The 24,428-nt window shown below is 73.4% G+C and carries 22 protein-coding genes and 2 pseudogenes; 11 read left to right on the top strand and 13 right to left on the bottom strand.

Translation table 11 applies throughout. The features are described 5' to 3' along the window. Positions 1-20: 20 nt before the first annotated feature. Positions 21-1,190: a P-loop NTPase gene (locus LZG04_RS07035; protein ID WP_233814376.1), complete on the top strand. Its 1,170-nt coding sequence runs from the start codon at positions 21-23 to the stop codon at positions 1,188-1,190. A gap of 248 nt (positions 1,191-1,438) precedes the next feature. On the opposite strand, the gene tatB is transcribed toward LZG04_RS07035, so the two are convergent. The 4 genes from tatB to sigE all read right to left on the bottom strand — a co-directional run bounded on the left by tatB (position 1,439) and on the right by sigE (position 4,669). After that, entirely contained in the window at positions 1,439-1,819 is a 381-nt protein-coding gene (gene tatB / locus LZG04_RS07030; protein ID WP_233814374.1) for a Sec-independent protein translocase protein TatB, read from the bottom strand. Between the two features lie 49 nt (positions 1,820-1,868). Continuing rightward, positions 1,869-3,395 (bottom strand): S1C family serine protease, encoded by a 1,527-nt coding sequence (locus LZG04_RS07025; RefSeq protein WP_233814372.1) that lies wholly within the window; start codon positions 3,393-3,395, stop codon positions 1,869-1,871. 81 nt (positions 3,396-3,476) lie between these two features. Then, positions 3,477-4,100 (bottom strand): zf-HC2 domain-containing protein, encoded by a 624-nt coding sequence (locus LZG04_RS07020; RefSeq protein ID WP_233814371.1) that lies wholly within the window; start codon positions 4,098-4,100, stop codon positions 3,477-3,479. Beyond that, positions 4,097-4,669: an RNA polymerase sigma factor SigE gene (gene sigE, locus LZG04_RS07015; RefSeq protein ID WP_141979082.1), complete on the bottom strand. Its 573-nt coding sequence runs from the start codon at positions 4,667-4,669 to the stop codon at positions 4,097-4,099. Before sigE ends, LZG04_RS07020 begins: the two co-directional genes overlap by 4 nt. Positions 4,670-4,886: 217 nt before the next feature. Between sigE and LZG04_RS07010 the strand changes: the two genes are divergently transcribed. Then, the gene (locus LZG04_RS07010; protein WP_233814369.1) at positions 4,887-5,513 is read left to right on the top strand and encodes an O-methyltransferase; all 627 of its coding nucleotides are present in this window, start codon (positions 4,887-4,889) and stop codon (positions 5,511-5,513) included. A 383-nt stretch (positions 5,514-5,896) separates the two neighbouring features. Here LZG04_RS07010 and LZG04_RS07005 read toward each other — a convergent pair whose 3' ends face one another. Further along, the gene (locus tag LZG04_RS07005) at positions 5,897-6,928 is read right to left on the bottom strand and encodes a helix-turn-helix domain-containing protein (RefSeq protein WP_233814367.1); all 1,032 of its coding nucleotides are present in this window, start codon (positions 6,926-6,928) and stop codon (positions 5,897-5,899) included. Between the two features lie 53 nt (positions 6,929-6,981). Here LZG04_RS07005 and LZG04_RS07000 point away from each other — a divergent pair, with 53 nt between their 5' ends. Beyond that, the gene (locus LZG04_RS07000; protein ID WP_233814365.1) at positions 6,982-7,362 is read left to right on the top strand and encodes a cupin domain-containing protein; all 381 of its coding nucleotides are present in this window, start codon (positions 6,982-6,984) and stop codon (positions 7,360-7,362) included. Here the strand turns inward: LZG04_RS07000 and glgC are convergent. Further along, positions 7,349-8,563, bottom strand: coding sequence for a glucose-1-phosphate adenylyltransferase (glgC, locus tag LZG04_RS06995; protein WP_233814363.1), 1,215 nt, complete (start codon positions 8,561-8,563; stop codon positions 7,349-7,351). The genes LZG04_RS07000 and glgC overlap by 14 nt on opposite strands. A gap of 104 nt (positions 8,564-8,667) precedes the next feature. On the opposite strand from glgC, the gene glgA reads away from it, so the two are divergent. Beyond that, positions 8,668-9,831, top strand: coding sequence for a glycogen synthase (glgA, locus tag LZG04_RS06990; RefSeq protein WP_233814361.1), 1,164 nt, complete (start codon positions 8,668-8,670; stop codon positions 9,829-9,831). Positions 9,832-11,136: 1,305 nt separating this feature from the next. Here glgA and LZG04_RS06985 read toward each other — a convergent pair. Then, complete coding sequence (locus LZG04_RS06985) at positions 11,137-12,411, bottom strand: MFS transporter (RefSeq protein ID WP_233814359.1); 1,275 nt, start codon at positions 12,409-12,411, stop codon at positions 11,137-11,139. A 56-nt stretch (positions 12,412-12,467) separates the two neighbouring features. On the opposite strand from LZG04_RS06985, the gene LZG04_RS06980 reads away from it, so the two are divergent. Continuing rightward, positions 12,468-13,334 (top strand): LysR family transcriptional regulator, encoded by an 867-nt coding sequence (locus tag LZG04_RS06980; protein WP_233814357.1) that lies wholly within the window; start codon positions 12,468-12,470, stop codon positions 13,332-13,334. Positions 13,335-13,698: 364 nt separating this feature from the next. Here LZG04_RS06980 and LZG04_RS06975 read toward each other — a convergent pair whose 3' ends face one another. Together LZG04_RS06975 and LZG04_RS06970 are read right to left on the bottom strand one after the other, a co-directional pair. Next, a complete protein-coding gene (locus LZG04_RS06975; protein ID WP_233814354.1) occupies positions 13,699-15,150 on the bottom strand; it encodes a M17 family metallopeptidase in 1,452 nt (483 codons plus the stop codon). A 154-nt stretch (positions 15,151-15,304) separates the two neighbouring features. Next, positions 15,305-15,472 (bottom strand): DUF3117 domain-containing protein, encoded by a 168-nt coding sequence (locus LZG04_RS06970; protein WP_012783412.1) that lies wholly within the window; start codon positions 15,470-15,472, stop codon positions 15,305-15,307. 263 nt (positions 15,473-15,735) lie between these two features. On the opposite strand from LZG04_RS06970, the gene LZG04_RS06965 reads away from it, so the two are divergent. Together LZG04_RS06965 and LZG04_RS06960 are read left to right on the top strand one after the other, a co-directional pair. Next, complete coding sequence (locus tag LZG04_RS06965; RefSeq protein ID WP_233814352.1) at positions 15,736-16,515, top strand: PaaX family transcriptional regulator C-terminal domain-containing protein; 780 nt, start codon at positions 15,736-15,738, stop codon at positions 16,513-16,515. A gap of 14 nt (positions 16,516-16,529) precedes the next feature. After that, complete coding sequence (locus LZG04_RS06960) at positions 16,530-17,309, top strand: enoyl-CoA hydratase-related protein (protein ID WP_233814350.1); 780 nt, start codon at positions 16,530-16,532, stop codon at positions 17,307-17,309. On the opposite strand, the gene LZG04_RS06955 is transcribed toward LZG04_RS06960, so the two are convergent. From LZG04_RS06955 to LZG04_RS06940, 4 genes and pseudogenes are all read right to left on the bottom strand, one after another. Then, on the bottom strand, positions 17,296-17,859 hold the full coding sequence (locus LZG04_RS06955; RefSeq protein WP_233814348.1) for a DNA-3-methyladenine glycosylase I: 564 nt from the start codon (positions 17,857-17,859) through the stop codon (positions 17,296-17,298). The genes LZG04_RS06960 and LZG04_RS06955 overlap by 14 nt on opposite strands. A 188-nt stretch (positions 17,860-18,047) precedes the next feature. After that, positions 18,048-18,332 (bottom strand): annotated as a pseudogene (locus LZG04_RS06950) (DivIVA domain-containing protein); the annotation flags it as partial. A gap of 28 nt (positions 18,333-18,360) precedes the next feature. Then, positions 18,361-19,038: a permease prefix domain 1-containing protein gene (locus tag LZG04_RS06945; RefSeq protein ID WP_233814346.1), complete on the bottom strand. Its 678-nt coding sequence runs from the start codon at positions 19,036-19,038 to the stop codon at positions 18,361-18,363. Further along, positions 19,020-19,358, bottom strand: coding sequence for a PadR family transcriptional regulator (locus LZG04_RS06940; protein ID WP_233814344.1), 339 nt, complete (start codon positions 19,356-19,358; stop codon positions 19,020-19,022). Before LZG04_RS06940 ends, LZG04_RS06945 begins: the two co-directional genes overlap by 19 nt. Before the next feature lie 89 nt (positions 19,359-19,447). On the opposite strand from LZG04_RS06940, the gene LZG04_RS06935 reads away from it, so the two are divergent. The 4 genes and pseudogenes from LZG04_RS06935 to LZG04_RS06920 all read left to right on the top strand — a co-directional run. Then, positions 19,448-20,614, top strand: coding sequence for a cytochrome ubiquinol oxidase subunit I (locus LZG04_RS06935; RefSeq protein WP_233814342.1), 1,167 nt, complete (start codon positions 19,448-19,450; stop codon positions 20,612-20,614). Between the two features lie 10 nt (positions 20,615-20,624). Then, positions 20,625-21,470: a cytochrome d ubiquinol oxidase subunit II gene (locus LZG04_RS06930; RefSeq protein WP_233814340.1), complete on the top strand. Its 846-nt coding sequence runs from the start codon at positions 20,625-20,627 to the stop codon at positions 21,468-21,470. Continuing rightward, entirely contained in the window at positions 21,457-23,241 is a 1,785-nt protein-coding gene (locus LZG04_RS06925) for an ABC transporter ATP-binding protein/permease (protein WP_233814338.1), read from the top strand. The genes LZG04_RS06930 and LZG04_RS06925 overlap by 14 nt, the downstream gene beginning before the upstream one ends. Continuing rightward, positions 23,238-24,425 (top strand): annotated as a pseudogene (locus tag LZG04_RS06920) (ATP-binding cassette domain-containing protein); the annotation flags it as partial. The gene LZG04_RS06925 and the pseudogene LZG04_RS06920, both read left to right, overlap by 4 nt. Between the last annotated feature and the right edge of the window lie 3 nt (positions 24,426-24,428).

Genomic DNA, 24,428 nt, shown 5'->3' with positions numbered 1-24,428 from the left:
GGTGCACGGTCCGCCGTAGCATGGCGGTCCCACCACCTCTTGGCGAAGGCGTTCCCGTGACTCTTCCTTCCGTTGACGACGTGCAGAAGGCGTTGGCCGGTGTGCAGGACCCGGAGATCCGGCGTCCGATCACCGACCTGGGCATGGTCAAGGGCGTCGTGGTCGGCGACGACGGGGTCGTGCACGTCGCGGTCTACCTGACCGTCGCCGGCTGCCCGTTGCGCGACAAGATCACCGCCGACGTGACGGCCGCGGTGTCCGCGCTCGACGGCGTGACCGGCGTGCGGGTCGAGCTGGACGTGATGAGCGACACCCAGCGCACCGAGCTGCGCAAGTCGCTGCGCGGCGGCGTCGAGGAGCCGGTGATCCCGTTCGCCCAGCCCGGCTCGTTGACGCGGGTGTACTGCGTGGCGTCGGGCAAGGGCGGCGTCGGCAAGTCGTCGGTGACGGTGAACCTGGCCGTGGCGATGGCCGCGCGCGGGCTGTCGGTCGGCGTGGTGGACGCCGACATCTACGGCCACTCGATCCCGCGGATGCTGGGCACGGAGGCGCGGCCCACCCAGGTCGAGAAGATGATCATGCCGCCGCAGTCGCACGGCGTGAAGCTGATCTCGATCGGCATGTTCACGTCGGGCAACACCCCGGTGGTGTGGCGCGGCCCGATGCTGCACCGGGCGTTGCAGCAGTTCCTGGCCGACGTGTTCTGGGGCGACCTGGACGTGCTGCTGCTCGACCTGCCGCCGGGCACCGGCGACATCGCGATCTCGGTGGCGCAGCTCGTGCCGAACGCCGAGATCCTGGTCGTGACGACGCCGCAGCAGGCGGCGGCCGAGGTGGCCGAGCGGGCCGGGTCGATCGCGTTGCAGACGCGGCAGCGGATCGCGGGCGTGATCGAGAACATGTCGTGGCTGGAGCTGCCGGACGGCACGCGGATGGACGTGTTCGGCGCGGGCGGCGGGCAGGCCGTGGCCGACTCGCTGACCCAGGCCGTGGGCGCCGACGTCCCGCTGCTGGGCCAGGTCCCGCTCGACCCGCGGCTGCGCGAGCAGGGTGACGCGGGCACGCCGATCGTGCTGGCCCACCCGGAGTCGGCCGCGGGCCAGGTGCTGACCACCGTGGCGGGCAAGCTGTCGACCCGGTCACGCGGCCTGGCCGGCCGCCTGCTGAACGTCTCACCCGCCGGCCGCTGATCCGCCCAGCCACCCGAACGCCGCGCAGGGGTCCCCGCCAAGGGGACCCCTGTTCTGATTTTACCGGCGGGGTCCGACATTCTCGGCTGCCCGCGACCGCGGTGGGGACAGGAGGAGCGGTCGCGGTGTCGGCAGCGACCTGCGACAGCGCCACGCCGATCGAGCCCGCTGCCGACGCTTCCAGCCGACCAGGATGGTGACGAGCGGCTCGATCCACCGCCGGACGCGGGTGGTGCGCGGTGGAACGGTCAGGTGGCGTCCGGGTCGAACGGGGGGCGCTCGCCGCGTTCCAGCGGACGGTCGCGGCTCGTCGTGTCACGTGCCGGAGGGACGGCCGGGTGGCCGTTCGGCTTCTCGATCGGGTCGTCGTCCCACAGGTGCTTGGTGATCGCGCGCTTCGGGTCGAAGTTGCGCAGCTCCCGCAAGTCCTCCAAGGGCTTGCGCAGCTGCTCGAACTCCGGCCCCATCTCCTGCTTCAGCTGCTCGCGCGCGCCCGTCGCGTAGTCGCGGACCTTGCGGACCGTCTTGCCGACCCACGCCGCGGCGTCGGGCAGTCGTTCCGGGCCCAGGATGAACAACCCCGCCACGACGATGACGAGGATCTCAAGCCACCCGATGCTGTCGAACACCCGCGTGCCCCACTTTCCGCGCCCCGACCCGTGACCGCCAGCGTAGCCGTCAGTCGGATCGGAGGGTCACCTGCACGGTCAGCTCACGGCCTTGCCTGGCCAGCACGACCGGCACCGTCTCGCCGATTTCATGGTCCCTTACCGCGACGGTCAGCTCCGCGGCGTTGCGCACCATCCGGTCGCCCACGCGCGTGATCACGTCGCCCTCCTCGATGCCGGCCGCGTCGGCCGCACCGCCCTCGGGGACGTTCTGCACCTGCGCGCCCTCCGCCGTCTCCGCCGACGCCGACCGCACGTTGATGTTCATGTCCGCGTGCTTGACCTGGCCGTCGCGGATCAGCGCCTGCGACACCTTGCGCGCGTAGTTGCCGGAGATCGCGAACCCGAGGCCGACCGAACCGCCGGTCTCGGTGCGGATCGACGAGTTGATGCCGACCAGCGCACCGGACGAGTCGACCAGGGCGCCGCCGGAGTTGCCCGGGTTGATGGCCGCGTCGGTCTGGATCGCGTCGTAGGTGACCTGCGGGCCGCCGTTCTCGCCCGCCGCCGTCACCGGGCGGTGCAGGGCGCTGACGATGCCCTCGGTCACGGTGTTCGACAGCGACAGCGGCGAGCCGATGGCCAGCACGGTGTCGCCCACGGCCAGCTCGTCGGAGTCGCCGAACTGCAGCACGGTCGGGTTGTCCACCTCGACCTTGATCACGGCGAGGTCGGTCTTGGAGTCGCGGCCCACGACCTGCGCCACGGCCCGCTTGCCGTCGGTGAAGACCACGGTCAGCTTCGCGGACGTGTCCTGCACGGCCGGGGCGACCACGTGGTCGTTGGTCAGGATGTAGCCGCCGCCGTCGATGACCACGCCGGAGCCGACGCCCGCCACGTTCGCGCCCTTGAACTCGATCGACACGACGCTGGGCGTGACCCGCTTGGCGATGTCGGCGACCGACCCGACGGGCCGCTCCTTGCCCGGCTTGACCTCGGCGAGCGTGACGCCGCCGTCGGTGAGCGGGTTGCCGGCGCGGCCCAGCAGCCAGCCGACCACACCGCCGGCCGCGCCGACCAGCAGCGCGGTCACCATCAGCAGCGCCAGCGCCGTCGGCTTCACGCGCCGCCCGAACAGCAGTTCGGGCACGCTGAGCTGCGGACCGGGCTCGCGTTCGGGCTTGGCACCGGAGTCGGGCTGCTCGGTGACGGCGGGCGGGCCGATGACGGCCGACGCGCCCGGGTCGCGCCACGAGTCGCCCGCCGGCTTGCCCTCCCAGAAGACGGGCTCCACCTCGGGCTCGCCGTCCAGGTCGACGGGCGGGCGCTGCAGGCGGGTGCCCTCCTCGCCGCGCGGGCGGCCGAACGCCGTGGACAGCGCTTCCGGTGGCGGCGGGGCGAGCTGGACGTGGCCGTTGCCGTTGAGGCCCGGCCGGTCGGGCGAGAACGCGCCGGGCACGCCCCGAGGCCGGCCGAACACGGCCTGTTGGCCGGGGTCCACGGGCGGGCGGTGCAGCGGACGGGGTGCGAGCCTGCGGTGCGCCCCGTCGTCCACGCCCGACCTGGGGGTCCCGTTGCCCTGCTCTGGCTCGCTCATCGCTCCCCGCACGTCGTCACACCATGGTTGTCGCGGGGCAATCGTGCCCGGTGACCGGTGAAGTTGCCGTCAGCGGGCTGGTCAGCGGCCCAGCGGGGCGATGGTCGCCGCCGGACGCAGCACGCCGACGGGCTCGCGGTCGTCGATCGACGACGGCGCCACCACGGGCGAGGGAGGAGGGGTGTTGCCCTGGGCGGGTGCGGGCGTGGCGTCCTCGCCGCCCGGTGCGACCAGGGCGAGCGCGCCGAGCATGAGGCCGGACACGACGACGCCCGCGCCTTGGCGGGCGCGCCTACCGCCGAACAGACCTGCTCCGAAGCGGCTGCCGCCGCCGGTTCCGAAAGGGCGGCCGGACCCCAGCACGGGACCGTTGCCGAACGCGACCCGGTCGGGCCGCTGGACCGTGACGAGCTGACCGTCCTCGGTGACCGCGAGGCCGTCCGGGGCGCTGGGCAGCTCCACTTCCTGCGGGATGGCACCCAGCCTGGCGAGCAGGCTCGCGGGGGCGCACGGCGCGTCGGCGGCGCGCACCGCGGAGCGTGCCTGCTGCTGCGCGTACGCCTCGGCCGCGCAGAACGGGCAGCGCTGCAGGTGCGCGGAAGCCCTGCTGTGCGCCGAGGCGGACAGCTCGCCGTCGACGAAGGCGACGACCGCGTCGGGCAGCAGGTGCTGCTCGGGCAGTTGCCAACCTCGCAGGTCGGTCATGCAGAGTCCTCCTGAGCCAGACCCCGGCGGCGTTCCAGTGCGACCCTCAGGGCCTGGCGGCCCCGGTGGATCCTGCTCCTCACGGTACCGAGTTTGACGCCGAGGGTGGCGCCGATCTCCTCGTAGGAGAGTCCTTCCACGTCGCACAGCACGACGGCGGCGCGGAACTCGGGCGGCAACTCGTCCAGGGCGGCCTGCAGCTCCGGGTCGAGGTGCGTGTCGTCGTAGATCTCCTCCGGCGTGGGGTCGTCGCCGGGGATGCGGTCGGTCTCCTCGGGCAGGGCCTCCATCCGCACGCGGGAGCGGCGGCGGGCCATGTCCAGGAAGAGGTTCGTGGTGATGCGGTGCAGCCAGCCCTCGAACGTGCCGGGCTTGTACGACGCCAGCGACCGGAACACCCGGATGAACGTCTCCTGGGTGAGGTCCTCGGCGTCGTGCTGGTTGCCGGTCAGGCGGTAGGCCAACCGGTACACCCGGTCGGCGTGTTCGCGCACGACTTCATCCCACGTGGGCGGGATCCACTCCACGTCGTCGATGGGGGCCGTCAGTGCGGCGGTCTGCTTTGGCATCGGGCGGTTACGCACCTCCACTGGGCTGGCTGCCCTGCTGCACGGGTCAACGCTCGGCTCCCCTGACGTGTTCCCGTTGGTCCTGCTCGTCATGCGTTGGGACCAGCTTGGCGTCCTCCCTTATAACCATCGTGAGAGGCGGCTGAGAGCACGCTGAGAATCCCGGTTGTCGCCGGGAACCACCCGAACCGCCGCCGGCGGCGTTAGCCTTCGTGCTGTGGATGCGCCGACGCGCGAGTACGTGGAGGGCTACCTGCCCGAGGACGCCGTGATCACGGCCGCCAGGGCTCGTGGCGCCGAGTTGGGGTGCGTGCCGATCGGGTCCGGCGGCGGGGCGGCGTTGCGGTTCCTCGCCGCGGCGTTGCAGGCCAAGGCCGTGGTGGAGATCGGCACCGGGGCCGGGGTCGGGGCGTTGTACCTGCTCAGCGGCATGCCGGCGGCCGGGGTGCTGACGTCGATCGACGTGTCGCCGGAGCACCAGCGGGCGGCGCGGGTGGCGTTCGCGGAGGCCGGGATCGCGGTGTCGCGGACCCGGTTGATCATGGGCCGGGCGCTGGACGTGCTGCCGAGGCTGACCGACGGCGCGTACGACCTGGTGTTCGTGGACGCGGCGAAGTCGGAGTACCCGAAGTACCTGGCGGAGGGCGTGCGGCTGCTGCGGCCGGGCGGCGTGATCGCGTTCGACAACGTCCTGTGGCACGGCCGCGTGGTGGACCCGTCCCAGCGCGACCCGGACACGGCGGCGATGCGGGAGGTGGCCCGCGCGGTCCGCGAGGACGACCGCCTGGTGCCCGTGATCCTGCCGCTGGGCGACGGCCTGCTGGTGGCCGCCAAAGCCGGCTGACCCGGCCCGTCGCCCCGACGAACCGCCCCGTTGTCCACACGCGGCCGGCACCAGGCCCACCCGACACGCGCCAAACCCGACCGCACACCACCCGCACGCGCTCGGACGAACCAACCGGCCCCGCAAGGCCGCGAACCGGCGCGGGACCACCACACAGGGCTCGTCTGCCACGGTCACCCGCTGCGGATCGCGACGAGCAGCGGCAACCCACACACCGCCGGCACCACCTTCGACCGCACCCCCGCCCGCCCGCTGCCGCGGACCGGATCGCACGCCACCTGCACGTGCTCGCACGAACCACCCGGTCACGAACCACCCGGTCACCGCGAGGCCCGCGGCGCGGGGATGCTTCGCAGGGGTACCCGCCCAGGGGACCCCTGCTTTTATCCTGCCGGCTCGATTCGACGATCGGCGGTAGTCCGTGGCGGGTTGTGGACAACTGGCGGTGGGGTGGCTGGAGCAGGGCCGAAGCGGGCGCGGTAGGCGCTGGGGGTCAGGCCCGTGCGGCGGTGGAAGTGGGTGCGCAGGGTGGACGGGGAGCCCAGGCCGCTGCGGCGGGCGACGACGTCCAGGCGCGTTTCGCCACGCTCGATGAGGCTTCGGGCGAGGTCCACCCGTTCGGCGGTCAGCCAGGCGAGGGGTGTGGTGCCCAGTTCCGCTTGGAACCGGCGGTGCAGGGTCGCTTGGCTCACGGCCGCGCGAGCCGCCAGCGAAGCCACCGTCACCGGCTCGTCCAGGCGCGCTCGTGCCCAGGTCAGGACGTCGGCCAGCGACTGGTCCGGCACGTCGGGCACGGGGCGGCGCACGAACTGGCGTTGCCCGCCGTCGCGGTGGGCCGCGAACACCAGCCGCCGGGACACCGCGTTGGCCACCTCCGCGCCGTGGTCCTCCCGGATCAGGTGCAGCCCCAGGTCCAGCGCGGCCGCGCTGCCGGCCGCCGTCCAGAACGGGCCGTCCTGCGCGTACAGCACGTCTGGCACCAGCTCCACCTGCGGGAACATCTCCCGGAACAACCCCGCCCACTGCCAGTGCGTGGTCGCCCGACGACCGTCCAGCAGGCCCGCGTGCGCCAGCGTGAACGCCCCGGTGCAGAAGCTGACCAGCCGCGCACCCCGGTCGTGGGCCCGCCGGACGGCCTCCAGCACCGGCTCCGGCGGCCGGATCCAGCTGTCCGGCCGGTTGGACACGATCACGGTGTCCGCGTGCTCCACCTCGCCCAACGAGGGGACACCCGTAAGGGTGAAGAAGCCGTGGTTCATCCGGACTGGCCCGAGCGCGCTCAAGCCGAACGAGTACCAAGGCCGCCCCAGCTCCGGCCGGCGCAGCCCGAACAGCTCCGTCCCCACCCCCAGCTCGAACGGGTTCGAGCCGGAGTCGACGATCATCACCACGCGGTGCGAGGATCCTGGCGGCATGTGCGATTCCTAGCACTCACGCCCGCACGCCCCCGCCGCGCAGCATCGACGCCATGGATCCGATCAACCTGACCGAGGCGCTGGCGAGCTTCGACGCCCTGTGGAGCCCGCGCGTCGTCACCGCGGTCAACGACTACGACATCCGCGTCGCCAAGGTCCGCGGCGAGCACGTCTGGCACGCCCACGACGACACCGACGAGTTCTTCCTCGTCCTCGACGGCGAACTGGACATCGCCCTCGACGACCGCACGGTGCACCTGGAGCCGCACGATGTCTTCGTCGTCCCGAAGGGCACGCGTCACAAGCCGTCGTCCCCCGACGGCGCGCGCATCCTGATGATCGAGCCCAGCGGCACGTCGACCGTCGGGGACCGCCACGAGGAGGTCCCCGAGCACGTCGACGTGACCACCGGCCACCCGCTCAGTGCGCCGTGACGCCCTTGCCCAGCACCGTCACGCCGCCGGACGACACGGTGTAGCGCTGCCGGTCCGTCGCCGGGTCCACGCCGATCAGCGCGCCGTCGGGCACCACGACGTTCTTGTCCAGGATCGCCCGCCGCACCACCGCGCCGCGCCCGATCCGCACGCCCGGCAGCAGCACGCTGCCCTGCACCACCGACCCGGACTCCACGACCACGTCCGAGCTGATCACGGACCCGTGGACGGTGCCGGAGATGATCGACCCCGGCCCCACCATGGAGTCCTCGGCGCTGCCCCCCGCGATGAACTTCGCGGGCGGCAGCGGCGGGGTCGCCGTCCGGATCGGCCACGCCTGGTTGTAGAGGTTGAACACCGGGCGCACCGACACCAGGTCCATGTGCGCCTCGTAGTAGGCGTCGATGGTCCCCACGTCACGCCAGTAGCCGCGGTCGCGGTCGGTCTCCCCCGGCACCTTGTTGTCGGCGAAGTCGTAGACGTGGGCCTGGCCCTGGTCGACGAGCATCGGGATGATGTCGCCGCCCATGTCGTGGTCGGAGTCGGGGTTGGCCGCGTCCGCCCGCAACGCCTCGATCAGCGCCTCCGTGGTGAACACGTAGTTGCCCATCGACGCGAACGTGACCTCGGGGTCGTCCGGCACGTGCGGCGGCTCGGACGGCTTCTCCAGGAACCGCGTGATCAACCCGGACGCGTCGGAGTCGATGCAGCCGAACGCCTTGGCCTCCGCCCGCGGCACCCGGATGCCCGCCACGGTGACGCCCGCACCCGTCTCGACGTGCTGTTCCACCATCTGGCCCGGGTCCATCCGGTAGACGTGGTCCGCGCCGAAGATGATCACGTGCTCGGGCTTCTCGTCGTTGACGAGGTTGAGCGACTGGAAGATCGCGTCCGCGCTGCCGGTGTACCAGCGCGGCCCGAGCCGCTGCTGCGCCGGCACCGGCGTGACGTACTGCCCGAGCACATTGGACAGTCGCCACGTCGTGGAGATGTGCCGGTCCAGGGAATGGGATTTGTACTGGGTGAGCACGCAGAGCTTGACGAACCCCGCGTTCACCAGGTTGGACAGGACGAAGTCCACCAGCCGGTAGTTACCGCCGAAGGGCACCGCCGGTTTTGCCCGGTCGGCGGTCAACGGCCACAACCGTTTGCCTTCGCCACCGGCGAGGACAATTCCTAGAACGTGCGGTTGCCCTTTCACGGCAACGACCCTAACCGGGTGAGCACCGGCCCACCAACGGCGAAGCGGCGCGGACTCCGCTCGTTCACCCGGCTGCCCCCGGCGACCGGGTTACGGTGAGCCCCGTGCGAATTGGACTGCTGACACGGGAGTACCCGCCGGAGGTCTACGGCGGAGCTGGGGTGCACGTCGGTTTCCTGGTGCCGAGGTTGCGCGAACTGGTGGACGTCGACGTGCACGCCTTCGGCGGGCCGCGCGCGGACGCCAGGGCGCACAACCCGGCGCACGGGCTGGAACGGGCGAACGCCGCGCTGGCCACGCTGTCGGTGGACCTGGAGATGGCCGCCGCGCTGGGTGACGTGCAGCTCGCGCACTCCCACACCTGGTACGCCAACATGGCGGGCCACCTGGCCAAGCTGCTGCACGGCATCCCGCACGTGGTGACCGCGCACTCGCTGGAGCCGCGCCGGCCGTGGAAGGCCGAGCAGCTCGGCGGCGGCTACCGGGTGTCGTCCTGGGTCGAGCGGACCGCGTACGAGGCGGCGGACGCGGTGATCGCGGTCAGCGAGGGCATGCGGGCCGACGTGCTGGACTGCTACCCGGCGTTGGACCCGGCGCGGGTGCACGTGGTGCGCAACGGCATCGACACCGCCGCCTACCACCCGGTGTCCGAGACCGACGCGCTGGTCCGGCACGGGATCGACCCGGCACGGCCGATCGTGACGTTCGTCGGGCGGATCACGCGGCAGAAGGGCGTGGGGCACCTGGTCGCCGCCGCGCACCGGATCTCGCCGGACGCGCAGGTCGTGCTGTGCGCGGGCGCGCCGGACACGCCGGAGATCGCCGAGGAGACGCGGCTGGCGGTGGCGGAGCTGGCGGCGTCGCGGCCCGGGGTGTTCTGGATCCAGCAGATGCTCCAGCCGGCCGAGGTGCGGCAGATCCTGAGCCACTCGACGGTGTTCGTGTGCCCGTCGGTGTACGAGCCGCTGGGCATCGTGAACCTGGAGGCCATGGCGTGCGGCACGGCGGTCGTGGCGTCCGACGTCGGCGGCATCCCGGAGGTCGTCGACCACGGGCGGACCGGGCTGCTGGTGCACTACGACGAGAAGGACGTCGAGGCGTACCGGGTGGCGTTGGCCGACGCGGTGAACGAGGTGCTCGGCGACCCGGCGCGGGCGAAGGCGTTCGGTGAGGCCGGCCGGGTGCGGGCGGTCGAGGAGTTCTCGTGGGCGACGGTGGCCGAGCAGACCGTGGCCGTCTACGAAGCGGCGTTGACCAGCGCCAAGTGACCGGATGATGCCCGAGGGTGATGGGGGGTGTGACCTCCATCACCCGAACGGGATGCAACGGTACGGCCCGCCGACCGCCTTCTAACCAGTAGGGGCGACTACTGGGGGCGGTATGCGGTGGCTTGTGCTCCTGCTCGCGCTGGTGGCCGGAGGGTGCGCCACGCCCGCGTTCAGCGCCGAGCAGGTGAGGTTGACCATCCAGGGAGAGGCGGTGCTGGACGCGGCCGGCCTGCAGGCGCGGGGCGAGGCCGAGCTGAGCTACACGTTGTCGTTCGGGTACGTGGCCCGGACCGGCCGTGACGCGGTGAGCTGCTGGTTCGCGCGCACCGGCCAGGCGTTCGAGGTCGACACGCGGCTGTGGTGCGGCCCGGTGCAGGTGCCGGGCACGGCCGCGACCACCGACTGGGTGCCGGTGCCGTTGAAGCAGGTCGAGCGCAGCGCGGCCGGGATCCGGCTGGAGGTGCAGCCGCCGCAGGTGCCGCCGCAGGGCGCGCGCAGCACACCGGTGGGCAAGCTGGTGCGCACCGACGGCCGCGAGACCTCCGCCGACCAGGGCGTCGGCCAGGCGGGGCCGGACTTCCTGGCCGTGCTGCCCGACGACGGCCAGGTGCTGGACGCGGCGTCCGCGATGGTGCGCGACGACCAGCTCGAGGTGCACGTGACGGGGTATGCGTCGCCGGCGGTGTGGCCGACGGCGGAAGGCGACCTGCGGGCCGAGCACGGCGTGGCGCTGCGGGTGCTGCGGGTGCGGGTGACGCGGCACGGCGAGGTCGACTCGGCGTTCGGGCAGACGCCGTGGCGCGGGTGGCTGCCGCAGCCGCCGGAGCTGTCGCTGGACGTGCCCGGCAGGCGGCACCGGCTGCCCGCCGAACGGCTGCCGGACAACGGGTCGGCGCTGATCGTCTACACCGTGCCGGCCGCGGGCGGGCAGGAGTCGCTGGTGCTCGACACCGTGGGGACGAAGTCGTTGCAGCAGCGGGTCGAGGTGCCGTCCGGGCAGGTCGTCGGCGACGCGCCCCGGGCGTTGCGGCGGGCGCCGGGGCCGGAGTCGATCTCGGTGTCGACGCCGGTGGCGGTGGGTGCGGCGGCCGGGTCGCTGGAGGTCGTGCGGGCCCGGTTGGGGCGGCAGCGGCCGGTGTCGTCGGGCGGGCAGTACGAGCTGGTCACGGCCGGTCCCGGGATGGCGCTGGTGGAGCTGCGGCTGATCGGGCACGGGCTGCCGAGCGTGGTCGGCGCGGGGCAGACGTCGGCTCTGCTGACGTTGACCGTGCCCAGCGGGCAGGCGGCGCGGCAGGTCGGCGCGCGTTACGGCGGGGACACGTTCCCGGTGGCGGTGGTGTTCGAGGTGCCGGAGGACGTGCGGGCGGTGACGTTCTCGGTGGCGGCGGGCACGGTGACGTTGCCGCAGGTGGACGCGGTCGCGGTGACCGGCGGGGCGGGGGTCGAGGTGCCGCTGGACTTCTGAGCCGTGACCGCGGCGAGGGCCGCCAGGGCGAGCCAGGCCGCGACCAGGGCGGTCAGGCCCGGCCAGCCGTGCGCCTGGTAGGCGGCACTGCCCGCGGTGCCGCCGGTGCTGCTGCCGACGTAGTACGCGAACAGGTAGACGCCCGACGCCTGGCCCCGCACGTGGGCCGGGGCACGGGCGCCGACCCAGCCGCTCGCGACCGCGTGGGCGGCGAAGAAGCCGCCGGTGAACAGGGTGAGGCCGACGGCGATCACGACGACGTGGTCGGCGAGGGTGAGGGCGGCGCCCGCGGCGGCCAACGCCAGGTCGGCGAGGGTGATGCGGGCGCGGCCGTGGCGGTCGGCCAGGCGGCCCGCGGCGGCGGACGTGGCGCCACCCGCCGCGTAGGTCAGGTAGACCAGCGTGGCGACGGCGGTGGGCAGGCCCAGGTCGGTGGTGAGGCGGAAGCCGATCACGTTGAAGACCGAGATGAACGCCGCCACGGCGAGGATCGCGATCGCGTACTGGCAAAGCAGGACGCGGTCGGTGAGGGCGTCCTTGAGCGCGCTCGGGCGGCGTTCGGCGCGGTGGCCGTTGGGCAGCAAGAGGGCGGCGGTGATCGCGCAGGCCGCGCCGAACGCACCCGCCAGGGCCAGGGCGGTGCGCCACGAGGTGCCGTCGGTGGTGAAGCCGGTGATGAGGCGGCCGACCATGCCGCCCGCGCTGTTGCCCGCGACCAGTGCCCCGATGGCCGCGCCGACGTGGGTCCGGCCGGCTTCCTGGGCGAGGAACGCCATGGCGGTCGCCGGGACGCCCGCGGTGGCGACGCCTTGCAGGGCCCGGGCGGCGAGGAGGGTTTCGTAGGTCGGGGTGAGCGGGAGGAGCAAGCCGAGGGCGGCGGCGGTGAGGACGGACCAGACGATCACGCGGCGTCGGCCGACCCGGTCGGCGAGGGTCGCCAGGGGGATGATCGCGAGGGCGAGCGCGCCGGTGGCGGCGCTGATGGCGAGGGACGCTTCGGCCGGCGTGAGGCGGAAGTCGGCGGCGATGGCGGGCAGGACCGACTGCGGTGCGTAGAGCAGCGCGAACGTGGCCAGGCCGGTGGCGGCGACGGCGGTGGTGAGGCGGCTCGGCACGTCTCCGACGCTAAGCGATACGTCCAATGCGCCGATTTGCCAGAATCCATGCGGTGATGGATGAGTTGGTGGCGCGCCTGACCGTTCTGCGCGCCCTGGGCGCCGACGAGCACGTGACCCACGCCGCCGAGCACGCGGGCGTGCCGCAGCCGACCGTCAGCCGCTGGCTGGCGTCACTGAGCGAGTCGTTGGGCGCACCGGTGATCATTCGATCGGGTCGCCGCGTCCGCCTGACCAGGGCAGGCCGCCTGCTCTGCGAAGCCGCCGACCGAGCCCTGACCACCCTGGAAGCGGGCCACCGCGCCGCCACCGAAGAGGTGTCACCCGAACGTGGCCAAGTGGCGCTCGGCTTCCTCTACCTGCTGGGCCGCTCCGTCGTCCCCGCCCTGGTCGGCACCTTCCGCGAAGATCATCCGTCAGTGCGATTCCGCCTGGTCCAGAACTCGCGCCAGGGCATCCTGGCCGACCTGGGCAACGGCGCGGTCGACCTGGCCTTCGTCTCACCCCCGCCCACCGATCCCGCGTTCACCCACGCGGTGATCTCGGAGGAGGAGCTGGTCCTGGTCGTCCCACCGGGCCACCACCTGGCCGGCCGCGCCGCGGTGGCGGTCGCCGAGCTGGCGGGCGAGGAGTTCGTCGGCCTGGAGCCCGGCTACGGCCTGCGCCAGATCACCGACGACCTCTGCGCCGCGGCCGGGTTCACGCCCACCCTGGCCTTCGAGGGCCAGGAGACCGAAACCGTCCGCGGCCTGGTCGCCGCCGGCCTGGGCGTGGCCCTGCTGCCGCACGCGGACTCGCCGTCCGGCCTGCCGGAAATCCCGCTCACCCCGCGTGCGGCGCGGGAGATCGCGCTGGTCTGGCCCACCGACACCCCGCTCCCGCCCGCCGTCGACGCCTTCCGCGACCACGCGCTCCGCACCTGAGCCCGACCGAGCGCCCCGAGCCAAGCCCTCGAGCCGGACGCCCTCAGCCGAGGCGCAAAGCTGCGGCCCTCGGCCGGAACCCTCAGCTGGGGCCCTCAGCCGGGGATCCTCAGGCCGCAGGTTCTCGGCCGGGGACCCCCAGGCCGTAAGTCCTCAGCTGGGCGGACCGCAGAGGCCGGAGGGGCTGGTGGCCGGCCCACGAGCCCCGAGCCCGGAGGTCAGTGAGCCCGAAGGGCAGGGAGTCGGAGTACGTGGAGGCGGCGGTGCGGGGGGGTTGCTGGGTCGGGGGTCGGGTTGGGGGGTTGCGGTTCCTCGATTCAACCGAGGGGCGGTAACAGTGTTTCCGTACATTTTCCGGCCATGATCACCCGATCGTGTTCGGGCGGGTGTAGGTCGTGGCCAGGGCGATCAGGGTCCTGGCGGCGAAGCCGGTGGCTCCGGGCACGACTTCGTCGTAGACCTTGTCCGCCCGGGCCGGGCCCGCGATGTCCAGGTGAGCCCACGGGACAGTGCCGGTGAACTCCTTGAGGAACAGTGCGGCGGTGATCCCGCCCGGACCCGGTGGGCACTGGCGGACGTCGGCGATGTCGCTGCGGACGTCTTCCGCCAGATCCTCGGGCAGCGGCATCCGCCACCACGACTCCCCCACCCGCGCACCCGAGGCGGCGACGCGGGCGGCCAGGTCGTCGTCGGTGGCGAAGAGGCCGCCCGTGCGCAGGCCGAGGCTCACCTTCATCGCGCCGGTCAGGGTGGCGACGTCCACCAGGCAGTCCGGCGCCAGGTTGCGCACGGCGTAGGCGAGGGCGTCGGCCAAAACCAGGCGGCCTTCCGCGTCCGTGTTCGTCACCTCGGTCGTCGTGCCCCCGTAATGGGTGATGACGTCACCCGGTCGGTAGGCCGAGCCGGACACGTGGTTCTCGGCGGCGGGCACGAGGCCGGTCACCCGGACGGGCAGCCCCTGCCGGGCGATGCCCACCACAGCCGCGATGACGGCCGCGCCGCCGGACATGTCCGTGCGCATCAGGTGCATGCCGTCCGCCGGCTTGATCGAGATGCCGCCGGTGTCGAACGTGATGCCCTTGCCGACCAGGACCAGGTGCGGCTGGTCGTCGCCGGTGCCCGGCCAGGTCAGCTCGATGAACCTCGGCGGACGCACCGAACCGCCGCCCACCGCCAGCACGCCGCCGAAGCCCTCCCGGGCCAACCACCGCTCGTCGCGCACCTCGACCCGCAGCCCCGGCACGCCCCGCGCCGCCTTCACCGCCGCCGCGGCCAACCAGGCCGGGTCCTTCACGTTTGACGGCGTGTTCGCCAGGTCACGCCCCAGCGACGTCGCCGCGGCCAGCACGTTCGCCTCGCGCACCACGTCGGCCATCCCCGGCACGTCCGTGACCAGGCGCAACGACTTCACCCGAGGCGGCGGTTCCTCGGCGGTCACCTTGAACCGGTAGCCGCCGACGGCCGCGCCCAGCGTGAACGCCGACACCGCCTGCGCCGCCACGTCACCGGGCAGCCGCACGTCGAACGTGGTCGCGCCCGACCGCTCGGCGTCGGCGTGCAGCGCCCGCACCAGCGACGCGCCGGCCCGCCGCCAGTCGCCCGCCGTGCCGTCGCCCACGCCGACCACCCACGACCGCCCCTGCCGGGACGTCGCACCGGCCTTGCCGCTCACGTCGGCGGGGTCGACCACGTCCTGCGCACCGGGCCCCACCCGTGCCGGGTCGCCGGGGAACGCGACGAGCACCGCGGGCACACCTCGCCGGAGGGTGTCGGCCACCTCGACGGTGACCAGCGGGGTGGGCAGGGGTGCTCGCACGGGGGGACCTCCGAGGGGGTGAGCAGGCGGGTTCGACGCGACCGGGACTAAAGCCGCAGGTGAACAGGTGCCGCACGGCAGCGCGGCACGACGTGGCGATGCCCCGGTTCCACAGTGGAAACCGGGGCGTCGACGCTGTCTTCGGTCCGGCTGGTCAGCCGGCGGCTGCCTTGAGGGCGTCGCCCAGGGCGTTGGCCTCATCCGCCGACATCTCGACGACGAGGCGCCCACCACCCTCGAGCGGAACGCGCATCACGATGCCGCGCCCCTCCTTGGTCACCTCGAGGGGACCGTCGCCGGTCCGGGGCTTCATGGCCGCCATCGCGTGCTCCCTCCGTCAACATCTTCCCCGTCCGACCAGGGCCGGATACTCCGCCCATTCTCCCCTATGCGGACTCGGCAGCGAAACCGAACCGATCTTTCCGGCCGGTCGGGGACCGGTTGGCGATCTTCACCGAGCCGCAGATCAGGGCCAGGATCGCCGTGCCGCAACGACTTCCGCGCGGGCGGGCGACCGTCACCTGGTCGTGACCGATCGCGGGCGTTGTGGCGTGTCGCGGGGTCGCCCTGACAGACTCGGCACTCGTGCGAGCCCGTTCCGCGCTCTTCGACGTCTACGGCGGCCACCTCCGCGAGCGGGGTGGCGCGGCGACGATCGCCGCGCTCGTCCGGTTGCTGGAGCCGCTGGAGTTCGCCGCGCCCGCCGTGCGCACGGCGGTATCGCGCACGGTGCGGCAGGGCTGGCTGGAGCCGGTCCGCCTGCCGGACGGCCCGGGCTACGCGATGACACCTCGCGCGGAACGGCGGCTGGACGAGGCCGCGGCCCGCATCTACCGCACCCGGCCGTCCACCTGGGACGGTCGGTGGCACGTGGTTGTGCTGGAGGAGTTGCCCGCGCGGGAGGCGCGCGACCGGCTCGCCTCCTCGCTGCAACTGCTCGGTTACGGCGCGCTGGGCCCCGTGACGTGGATCGCCCCGCGCCCGTCGCCGGAGCTGGCGGACGTGCTGAGCTCGGAGAACGTGAGGGGAAGCACGTTTCGCGGCGAGCACGAGGGCGATCCGGCCGAGCTGGCGGGCCGGGCGTGGGACCTGGCCACGCTGGGGCGCGACTACGCGCGGTTCGTGGCCGAGTGGGAGCCGGTGATGTCCGCTGTGGACGGTACGTCGCCGCCGTCGGCGTTCGCCGCGTCGCAGCGGTTCCTGCACGCGTGGCGCAAGTTCCTGTTCCGCGACCCGGGCCTGCCGCGGGAGCTGCTGCCCGCCGGCTGGCCGGGCGCGGAGGCGGCCGAGTTCTTCGACCGGCACACCAACCGCCTCGCGCCCGCGGTGGCCAAGTTCGTCGACGACTGCCTCGCCCACCACTAACCGGAGGTCACCCCGTGTCCGAACTCCTCATCGACGACGCTGACGGCGTTCGCACCTTCACGCTGAACCGGCCCGAGTCGTTCAACTCGTTCACGGTGGCGTTGAAGGAGCGGTTCCTCGACGCCGTGGTCGAGACGGCGGCGGACGACGCCGTGCGGGCGGTCGTCATCACGGGCGCGGGGAAGGCGTTCTGCGCCGGTCAGGACCTCAAGGAGCACGTGGCGCTGCTGGAGGCGGGCGACCCCGCGCCGCTGGAGACGGTGGAGCGGCACTACAACCCGCTGATCAAGGCGATCGTGGGGATGCCGAAGCCGGTGATCGCCGCGGTGAACGGCACGGCGGCGGGCGCGGGGGCGTCGCTGGCGTACGCGTGCGACCTGCGGGTGGCCGGGGCGTCGGCGAAGTTCCTGATGGCGTTCGCGAACGTGGGGTTGACCGCGGACTCGGGCGCGTCGTGGACGTTGCCGCGGCTGATCGGGCACGGCCGGGCGATGGAGATGATGCTGCTCGCGCAGCCGGTGGGCGCGGAGGAGGCGTTGCGGATCGGCATGGTGGGCCAGGTGGTGCCGGACGGCGAGGTGCTGTCGACGGCGCAGGCGCTGGCCCGCCAGCTGGCCGCGGGGCCGACCACCGCCTACGCCAAGATCAAGGAAGCGATGGCGTTCTCCGGCGAGCTGGCGGCCGCGCTGGACGTGGAGGCCCGCACGCAGGCGGAGGCGGGCGCGACGGCCGACCACCGCGAGGCGGTGGCCGCGTTCGTGGCCAAGCGGAAGCCGTCGTTCACCGGGCGGTGACGGCGTCGGCGGCGCGGAAGCAGGCCGCGATGTGGTCGTCGACCATGCCGGTGGCCTGCATCAGCGCGTAGCAGGTGGTGGGGCCGAGGAAGACGAAGCCGCGGCGCTTGAGCTCCTTGGCCATCGCCTTGGACTCGGGCGTGACGGCGGGCACGTCGGCGATCGTGGCGGGACGTTCGTGGTGCTCGGGCGCGAACGACCACAGCAGGTCGTCCAGCGGCACGTCCAGCTCGGCCACCGCGCGGGCGTTGTTGATCGTGGCGGTGATCTTGGCGCGGTTGCGGACGATGCCCGCGTCGGCCATGAGCCGGTCGAAGTCGTCCGGCCCGAACTCGGCGACGACCTCGGGTCGGAAGCCCGCGAACGCGGCGCGGAAGTTCTCGCGCTTGCGCAGGATCGTGATCCACGACAGGCCGGACTGGAACGATTCGAGCGACATCCGCTCGAACATCGCCGCCTCGCCGTGCAGCTCCACGCCCCACTCGGTGTCGTGGTAGTCGACGTAGTCGGGCGTGCTGTCGCCCCACGGGCAGCGGACGAGGTCGGTCATGCGTCGTGCTCCTGAGCTGGGTCGGGCGGTCGAGGCGCTGGTCAGGCCGGGTCGCGCTGGGGCTCCCGGTCGCCCTCCGGCTCCGGCTCGGGCGCGGTCTGCCGTTCGGACGCGGTCCGCGGCTCGGACGTGGCGTCCGGCTCGGTCTCCGGCTCGGGCGCGGTCCCCGGGCGCGCGTCGACGCCCAGCTCGGCCTCCAGCTCGGCGACGCGGTCGCGCAGCCGTTCGACCTCGCCGGCCAGGCGGTCCAGCGCCCAGTCCACCTCGGTCATCTTGTAGCCGCGCAGCACCTGCTGGAACTTCAGGTCGCGCACGTCCTCCGGGGTCACGTCGTCGGACGGCAGGCGGGTCGGCGACGCGCCCGGCGGCAGCGGCGCCAGCTCCTCGCCACGGCCGAACACCAGCGCGGCCAGCAGGAAGACCACGGCCGCCACGAGCGCCATGACGAGGATGTAGAAGAGCGCTGAGGTCACGGGACGATCGTGACACATGCGTGCCGGGTCACACCGAGGAGAACACCACACAGCGCCGGGCGAGGACGGCGAGCCGAAGCGCGACGGCCAGCGAGACCGCGGACGCGGCGGTCACCGGGAGTGACAGGAACAGCCTGGCGGCGTCCAGGTAGGCGGTCGCGGCCAGGATGGCCACGGTGCCGAGCAGGGACACGCCGACCGCGACGACGGCGACGACCCCGGCGAGCCTGGCCAGCGTCACCGTGCTGACCCTGGTGCGGGCCAGTCGCCGCCCGACGAGCAGCGCGAGCACGGCCGCGCCCGCCACGAGCCACGCCGACGCGTCGTTGAAGCGGGCGACGGTGAGGTACCAGTCGGGCGGCGGGGCGTCGAAGTCGTCCCACGCGCCGATCCAGAACGCGCGGTTGAGCTCCCACATCACGTAGGCGAGGGGGAGGACCAGCATCACCGACCGCAGCGTGCGGGTGCCGTAGGCGAGGCCGAGCAGGCCCTGGTACTCGCGGGCGATGGTGGTGACCGGGCCGAACTCGGCGACGGCGCGGCGTTGCGCGTCCTCCTCGGCCAGGCCCCGGTCGCGGTGCGCGGCGGCGGCGTCGTGGAGGCTGTCGCGGGCCTCGGCGAGCAGGTCGTCCTTCACCGGGTCGGGCCCGCGCAGCCGCCGGTCGAGCGCGGTCACGTACTCGTCGATCACGCCTGCGCCGGCCACGGCCCACCTCCCAGCACGCCCTCGATCGCGGCGGTGAACTCGCGCCACGCGGTGCGCTCGGCGTCCAGCGCGCGCTGGCCCGCCTTCGTCAGCCGGTAGGTGCGGCGCTGGCGTCCGCCGACGGTGCTCCACTCGCTGGCCACCAGGCCCGCGGTCTCCAGTCGGCGCAGGGCCGGGTAGACGGTGCCGGTGGGCAGGTCGAGCGCCCCGCCGCTGCGCCGCTGCAACGCCTCGATGATGGCGTAGCCGTGCAGTTGGCCGCCGTCGAGCGTGGCCAGCAGGAGCGCGTCGAGGTGCCCGCGCAACGCGTCGGACTTCATGAGTAGGCACTCTACGGATCGCGGACCGGGGTGGGAATCGGGGACATCCCCGATGTTAAGTAGTTTGCCTACATATAACCTCCCTACTCATGGATGCTCTCGGACTGGCCCGGCTCCAGTTCGCCACCACGACGTCGTTCCACTTCCTGTTCGTGCTGCTGACGCTCGGACTGGTGACGTCGGTGGCGGTGATGCAGACCCGGGCCACGCTGTCCGCCGACCCCGTGCACGCCCGGATGACGCGCTTCTGGGGTCGGCTCTACGTGGTGAACTACGCGCTCGGCATCGCGACCGGCATCGTCATGGAGTTCCAGTTCGGGCTGAACTGGTCGGGCCTGTCGACGGTCGCGGGCGACGTGTTCGGCGCGCCGCTGGCGCTGGAGACGCTGGTCGCGTTCTTCCTGGAGTCGACGTTCCTCGGCCTGTGGATCTTCGGCTGGGACCGGCTGAACAAGTGGGTGCACCTCGCGCTGATCTGGCTGGTCACCCTCACGGCGTTCGCCTCGGCGTTCTGGATCATGATGGCGAACGCCTTCCTCCAGCACCCCGCCGGGCACGAGCTGCGCGACGGCGTGCTGCGGCTGGTCGACTTCTCCGCGCTGGTGGCCAACCCGACGTTCGGCACGGCGTTCCTGCACGTGTGCTTCGCGTCGCTGACCGCGGGCGGGGTGTTCCTGACCGGCGTGAGCGCCTACCACTTCATCCGGCGCACCACCGAGGTCGACTTCTTCCGCCGGTCGCTGCGGCTGGGCGTGGTGCTGACCGCGCTCGCCACGCCGATGCTGATCGGCTTCGGGTTCGGCCAGTTCCCCATCGTGCAGCGCTACCAGCCGGACAAGTTCGACACGGTCGGCGCGGTGGACGGCGCGGGCCTCGGGTTCATGATCCAGATCGGGTTCGTGCTGCTGCTGGTGAGCTGGCTGACCGTGCCGCTGCTGGTGCGCGACTGGGTGGTGCGGCTGCGGTTCCCGCTGTACCTGATGGTCGTCGGCATCCCGCTGCCGTTCGTGGCCGCGATCGGCGGGTGGCTGTTCCGCGAGGTCGGGCGGCAGCCGTGGCTGGTCCAGGGGGTGCTGACCACGCAGGACGCGATGTCGCACGTCAGCCGGGACCAACTGCTCGTGTCGTTCATCGCGTTCACCGGGGTGTTCGCGGTGCTGGCGGTCGCCGACTGGGTGCTGATCGCCCGGCTGGCCCGGCGCGGGCCCGTCTCGTCGGACGCCGCGCCCGTGTCGCCGCTCGTTCCGGCTCTGTGAGGGGTGTGTCGTGGAAGGTGTCTGGGTTGCCCTGCTGGCGTTCCTGACCTGCGGTTACTTCGCGTTGGCCGGGTTCGACTACGGGGTCGGGGTGCTGTTGCGGCTGGTCGGGCGGGACGAGCCCGCGCGGCGGGCCGTGCTGCGGGCGGTGACGCCGTTCTTCCTCGGCAACGAGGTGTGGCTGGTCGCGGCCGTGGGCGTGCTGTTCGGGGCGTTCCCCCGGCTGGAGGGCGAGCTGCTGTCGTCGCAGCACACGGTGTTCGCGGTGCTGCTGGCCGGGCTGGTGTGCTTCACGGTCGCCGTGCAGCTGCGGTCGCCGGGGTGGGACGTGCTGCTGGTCGGTGGCGCGGTGGTGGTCGCGGTGGCGTGGGGTGTGCTGCTGGGACGCGTGCTCGGCGGGCCCCTCGTGCTGTGGGGTGCGGGGATGCCGGTGCTGTTCACCTTGCACGGCGCGGTTTTCCTGGCCTGGCGGCTGTCGGGCGAGTTGCGGGAGCGGGCGCGGCGGATCGCCGGGTACCTCGTGCCGGCCGCGGCGGTGTTCGTGGTGGCGGCGGTCGTGACGGCCGGGTCGGTGTCGGCGCCGGTGTTCGGGGTGACGGCGGTGGCGGCGCTGGGGCTGGTGGGCGCGACTTGGACGGCGTTGCGGGCCGAGCGGTACCGGGCGGCTTTCGGGTGCAGCGCGGTGTTGTGCGCGCTGCCGGTGCTCGGGGTGTTCGGGGCGCGGTCGGTGGTGACGGTGTCGGTGATGGCGGACGTGTCGACGTTGCGAGTGCTGACGTGGGCGGCGGTCGTGGTGGTGCCGTTGGTGCTGGTGTTCCAGTGGGCGACTTGGCGGATGTCCCGTGCGGCACGTTGACCGGCGGTACGCCGTCGTGCTGGCCGTGGCGGCGGTGCTCACGGCGGCGGTGGTGCTCGCGCAGGCCGAGGTGCTGGCGTCCGTGCTGGCCGGCGGGTGGTCGGCGTGGTGGCTGGTGCCGGTCGTCGTGGCGCGTGCGGTGGTGGTGTGGGCCGTGCGATTGGTGACGCAGCGCTGCGCGTCTTCGGTCAAGGCTTCGTTGCGCAAGCGGGTGTTGCGCGACTCGTGCGGGTCGCCCGGCCCGGCGGGGTCGGTGACCACGCTGGTGGTGAAGGGCGTGGACGCGGTGGAGCCGTACTTCGCGGGCTACCTGCCGCAGGTGGCGGTGGCGGCGGTGGTGCCGGTGGCCGTGGTGGCGCGGCTGTCGTTCGCCGACCTGACCTCGGCGGTGGTCGTGCTGGTGACGTTGCCGCTCGTGCCGGTGTTCGCGGCGTTGGTCGGCCTGCACACGCGGGACCGGACGCGGGCGCAGTGGGCGGGGCTCGCCGTCGTGGGCGGCCACTTCCTGGACGTCGTGCGCGGGTTGGGCACGTTGAAGGTGTTCGGCCGGGCGGCGGCGCAGGCGGCGACCGTGCGGGCGATGGCCGGGGCGCACGCGGCGGCCACCATGCGCACGCTGCGGGTGGCGTTCCTGTCAGCGCTGGTGCTGGAGCTGGTGGCGACGCTGTCGGTGGCGCTGGTGGCGGTGCCTGTGGGGCTGCGGCTGCTGCACGGCGGCGTGACGTTGCAGGTGGCGCTGCTGGTGCTGCTGCTCGCGCCCGAGGCCTACCTGCCGCTGCGGGCGGCCGGCTCGCAGTTCCACGCCTCGGCCGAGGGCCTGGCCGTGCTGGAGTCCGTCGCCGCGGTGGCTGCGCAAGCGCCCGCCACCACCGCCACCACACAAGCGCCCGCCACCGTGGCCACGCAGGAATCCGCCACCGCCACCACACAAGCGCCCGCCACCGTGGCCACGCAGGAATCCGCCACCGCCACCACACAAGCGCCCGCCACCGTGGCCGCGCAGGAATCCGCCGCCGTCACCACGCATGAGTCCGCCGCCGTGGCTGCGCAGGCGTCCCCGCCGGGGGGACCCCCGGTTTCGATGCTGCCAGGTGAGGGCGACAAAAAAGCGGCGGAAAGCGCTGCCTGTGGACAACTCGGCGGGAGGGTCGCCGTGGCGGTGCGCGCGCCCGACGCGCGGACGGCGGAGATCGCGTTGGAACGGGTCGTGGTCCGGTATCCCGGGAGGGACGCGGTGGGTCCGGTGTCGTTGCGCGTCGCGGCCGGTGAGCGGGTCGGGTTGGTCGGGCCCAGCGGGGTCGGGAAGAGCACCGTGCTGGCCGCGCTGATGGGGTTCGTGACGCCGGCGGAGGGACGGGTGCTCGTCGGCGGGGTCGACCTGCGGGAGATCGACCGGGAGTCGTGGTTGCGGCAGCTCGCCTGGGTGCCCCAACGCCCCACGCTGTTCCCCGGCACGGTCGGCGAGAACATCGCGCTCGGCTCGTCCGGCGACGTGCGGGCCGCCGCCGCGCAGATGGGGCTGGCGCACCTGGTCGACGCCGAGCACCCGCTGTCCTCCGGCGAGCGGCAGCGGGTGGCGTTGGCGCGGGCGCTGGTCCGGGACGACGCGCGGGTGCTGCTGCTGGACGAGCCGACGTCCCGGCTGGACGGCGGCACGGAGGAGGCGGTGCTGAGGGCCACGCGGCGGCTCGCGTCCGGCCGGACGGCGGTCATCGTGGCGCACCGGCCCGCGGTGCTCGGCGAGGTCGACCGGGTGGTGGCGTTCGGATGAGGCGGCTGGTGCTCGCGGTGGCCGCCGGGGTGGCCGCCGAACTCGCCGGGATCGGGCTCATGACGACCGCCGTGTGGCTCATCGTGCGCGCGGCCGGGCAGCCGCCGCTGTCGGCGTTGACGGTGGCGATCGTGACGGTGCGCACGTTGGCCCTGGCGCGTGGCGGCCTGCGGTACGCGGAGCGGTTGGCCGGGCACTCGGCCGTGCTGCGGCACCTGGCGGAGGTGCGCGGGCGGGTCTACGACGCGTTGCTGCGCCGCCCGCTCGCCCACGGCGACGCGCTCACGCGGCTGGTGTCCGATGTGGACTGCGCGCAGGACGCGCTGCTGCGGTGCGCGTTGCCCGCAGCGGTGGCAGTCGTGGTGGGCGCGGTGGCGGTGGTCGCGACCGGGTTCGCCTGGCCGTTGCTGGTCGGGCTGCTGCTCACCGGGTGCGTCCTGCCGTGGCTCGCCTTCACGTTCGCCGCACGGCACCTGCGCGCGCTCGCGCCGGCACGGGCGGAGCTGGCGCAACGAACCGTCGTGCTGCTGGACGGGGCCGCGGAGCTGACCGCGTTCGGCGCGCTGGACCGCGAGCTGGACGCGACCGGCCGGGTGGTCGACGCCCTGGCCGAACGGGAACGGCGCGGCGGCCACGTCGTGGCGGCGCTGGCGGGGCTGGCGGTGGTCGTGCAGTTCGGCGTGGCGCTGGCGTTGCTGCGGTCCGGCGCGCCGGCGCACGTCGTGCTCGGCTCGATCGCGGTGCTGGAGGTGGTCACGCCGCTGACGTCCGCCGCCCAGCGGTGGGCCGAGGTGCGCGGGTCGGTCGGCCGGGTGCGGGAGGCGTTGCGGGCGGCGGACGTGCCGGTGCCGCACGAGGAGCTGCCGGTGGGTCGGGTCGGGGTGGTCGGCCCCAGCGGGGCGGGCAAGAGCACGTTCCTGCGGGCGTTGGCCGCCGCGCACCCCGGCGTCGCCAAGGGCGTGCTGGACGACGCGCACGTCTTCCACGCCACCGCGGAGGCCAACGTGCGGCTCGCCCGGCCCGGGGCGTCACGGGAGGAGCTGGACCGGGTCGCCGCGCTGGTGGACCTGGACGTGCCGTGGGACACCGTGGTCGGCGAGGACGGCGAGGCGTTGTCCGGCGGTCAGCGGCAACGCCTGCTGCTGGCGCGCGCCCTGCTGGCCGACCCGGACGTGCTGCTGCTGGAC

Origin of the sequence: Saccharothrix sp. S26, from assembly GCF_021390395.1 — a bacterium.
Taxonomy (GTDB): Bacteria; Actinomycetota; Actinomycetes; order Mycobacteriales; family Pseudonocardiaceae; genus Actinosynnema.
The sequence above is the reverse complement of the archived record's forward strand: the minus strand, read 5'-3'. Positions and strand labels throughout refer to the sequence as shown.

Coding starts and splice junctions, on each gene's coding strand:
- LZG04_RS06970 (WP_012783412.1), bottom strand. CDS start 15,472: ATGGCGGCCATGAAGCCCCGGACCGGCGACGGTCCCCTCGAGGTGACC.
- LZG04_RS07025 (WP_233814372.1), bottom strand. CDS start 3,395: ATGAGCGAGCCAGAGCAGGGCAACGGGACCCCCAGGTCGGGCGTGGAC.
- LZG04_RS07000 (WP_233814365.1), top strand. CDS start 6,982: ATGGATCCGATCAACCTGACCGAGGCGCTGGCGAGCTTCGACGCCCTG.
- LZG04_RS07005 (WP_233814367.1), bottom strand. CDS start 6,928: ATGCCGCCAGGATCCTCGCACCGCGTGGTGATGATCGTCGACTCCGGC.
- LZG04_RS07020 (WP_233814371.1), bottom strand. CDS start 4,100: ATGACCGACCTGCGAGGTTGGCAACTGCCCGAGCAGCACCTGCTGCCC.
- LZG04_RS06940 (WP_233814344.1), bottom strand. CDS start 19,358: ATGAAGTCCGACGCGTTGCGCGGGCACCTCGACGCGCTCCTGCTGGCC.
- LZG04_RS06980 (WP_233814357.1), top strand. CDS start 12,468: ATGGATGAGTTGGTGGCGCGCCTGACCGTTCTGCGCGCCCTGGGCGCC.
- LZG04_RS07035 (WP_233814376.1), top strand. CDS start 21: ATGGCGGTCCCACCACCTCTTGGCGAAGGCGTTCCCGTGACTCTTCCT.
- sigE (WP_141979082.1), bottom strand. CDS start 4,669: ATGCCAAAGCAGACCGCCGCACTGACGGCCCCCATCGACGACGTGGAG.
- LZG04_RS06935 (WP_233814342.1), top strand. CDS start 19,448: ATGGATGCTCTCGGACTGGCCCGGCTCCAGTTCGCCACCACGACGTCG.
- LZG04_RS06955 (WP_233814348.1), bottom strand. CDS start 17,859: ATGACCGACCTCGTCCGCTGCCCGTGGGGCGACAGCACGCCCGACTAC.